General features: G+C 67.8%; 2 protein-coding genes. Both read left to right on the top strand.

Going from position 1 to position 2,289, the window contains the following annotated elements; all coding sequences use genetic code 11:
* The first annotated feature begins 103 nt into the window (after positions 1-103).
* The gene (gene istA, locus KUM40_RS00025) at positions 104-1,375 is read left to right on the top strand and encodes an IS21 family transposase (protein ID WP_217161416.1); all 1,272 of its coding nucleotides are present in this window, start codon (positions 104-106) and stop codon (positions 1,373-1,375) included.
* Positions 1,376-2,215 carry an IS21-like element helper ATPase IstB gene (gene istB, locus KUM40_RS00030; RefSeq protein WP_217161418.1) on the top strand — a complete coding sequence of 280 codons (840 nt, stop codon included), beginning with the start codon at positions 1,376-1,378 and terminating at the stop codon, positions 2,213-2,215.
* The last annotated feature ends 74 nt before the right edge of the window (positions 2,216-2,289 follow it).

Consider the following 2,289-nt stretch of genomic DNA (forward strand, 5'->3'; position numbering starts at 1 on the left):
TGTCGGCGTCGCTTGAACCGTGACCCTCTGACGGCGGATCAAAACTGACTCACTTCGTGGCATCCATACGAACCTGATCTTGAGTGGAGATCGGGAGGAGAGGGTGATCCAAGTGGAGGACTGGGCAGAGATCCGCAGGCTGCACCGGGCCGAACAGATGCCGATCCGGGCGATCGCGCGTCATCTGGGTATCTCGAAGAACACGGTGAAGCGCGCCCTGGCCACGGATCGGCCGCCGGTGTACTCGAGGCCGTTGAAGGGCTCGGCGGTCGACGCGGCCGAGCCGGCCATCCGGGAGCTGCTGAAACAGACCCCGACGATGCCGACGACGGTGATCGCGGAGCGGATCGGCTGGGAGCGTGGGATGACGATCCTCAAGGACCGTGTCCGTGAGCTGCGGCCCGCCTACCTGCCCGTCGATCCGGTGTCCCGCACCACCTACCGGCCCGGTGAGCTGGCCCAGTGTGATCTGTGGTTCCCACCCGTCGATGTCCCGCTCGGATATGGGCAGCAGGGCCGTCCGCCGGTGCTGGTGATGGTCTCGGGCTACTCGCGGATCATCACCGGCCGGATGCTGCCGACCCGGATGACGGGTGACCTGATCGACGGTCACTGGCAGCTGCTCAAGCAATGGGGTGCGGTGCCGCGGATACTGGTGTGGGACAACGAGACCGGTATCGGCCAGGGCAGGGTCACAGCCGACTTCGCCGCGTTCGCCGGGATGCTCGCGACCAGGGTCTTCCTCTGCCGGCCCCGGGATCCGGAGGCGAAAGGACTCGTCGAGCGGGCCAACGGCTATCTCGAGACGAGCTTTCTGCCCGGCCGCACCTTCGGCGGACCCGCCGACTTCAACACTCAGCTGACCGCCTGGCTGACCACCGCCAACCGGCGGCTCCACCGCAGCCTGGGCGCCCGCCCCATCGACCGGTGGCAGGCCGACCGGGCCGGCATGCTCACCCTGCCGCCCGTCGATCCGCCCCGCTGGTTCCGCTTCCACACCCGCCTGGGCCGCGACCACTACATCCGCGTCGACACTGTCGACTACTCCGTTCACCCCCTGGCCATCGGCAAACGGATCCAGGTCAGCACCGACGCCGACGAGGTCATCGCCGTACTGTCCCCCGGCGGAGCGGTCGTGGCCCGTCACCCACGTTGCTGGGCCAAACACCAGACCATCACCGATCCCGACCACGCACGCACCGCGAAGGCCCTGCGCGGCGAGTTCCGCCACCGCCTCGCCTCCCAGGCCCGCCACACGTCCGCCACCGGCGACCTCATCGAAGTCGAGCAACGCCGGCTCGACACCTACGACCAGATGTTCACCACCGGACAGGACCACGCCACGGACAGCGAGACAGAAGGCGAGGTGCCCTGAATGACCCGCACCACGACAGCAGCCAAGCCCACCACCGAGAAGAACGGCAGCGGCCGCACCGGCGAGCAGACCGCGTCCGACCTGGCCTTCTACTCCCGCGCACTGAAAGCACCGGCACTGATGGACGCCGCCGAGCGCCTCGCCGGCCGGGCCAGGAACGAATCCTGGAGTCATGCCGAGTTCCTGGTCGCCTGCCTGCAGCGCGAGGTCGCCGCCCGCGAGTCCCACGGCGGCGAGGCCCGGATCCGTTCTGCCCGCTTCCCCGCGGTCAAGACGATCGAGGAACTGGATGCCACCCACCTGCGCGGCATGACGCGCGAACAGCTCGCACACCTGGGAACGTTGGACTTCATCACCGGAAAAGAGAACGCGATTTTCCTTGGGCCGCCGGGCACGGGGAAGACGCACCTGGCGATCGGGATCGCGGTCCGCGCCTGCCAGGCCGGCCACAGAGTCGCCTTCGCGACCGCCGCCGAGTGGGTCGACCGCCTGGGCGCCGCCCATCACGCCGGACGACTCCAGGGCGAACTGGTCAGGCTTTCGCGCTATCCACTGATCGTCGTGGACGAGGTCGGCTACATCCCCTTCGAGGCCGAGGCCGCGAACCTGTTCTTCCAGCTCATCTCGAACAGATACGAACGTGCGTCCGTGATCGTCACGAGTAACAAGCCCTTCGGGCGCTGGGGCGAGGTCTTCGGCGACGAGACCGTGGCCGCCGCCATGATCGACCGTCTCGTCCACCACGCCGAAGTCCACTCCCTGAAAGGCGACTCCTACCGCATGCGCGGACGAGGACGGCAACTCGGCCGCGTCCCCACCGCCGCCACAGAAACCGACTGAACCACCACAACCACAGACCACATGGGTCACGATTCAATCGGCCAAAGTGGGTCCGCGTTCAGACGCCCCCGACA

It is taken from the genome of Streptomyces sp. AC512_CC834 (assembly GCF_019049325.1).
In the GTDB taxonomy this organism is placed as follows: Bacteria; Actinomycetota; Actinomycetes; order Streptomycetales; family Streptomycetaceae; genus Streptomyces.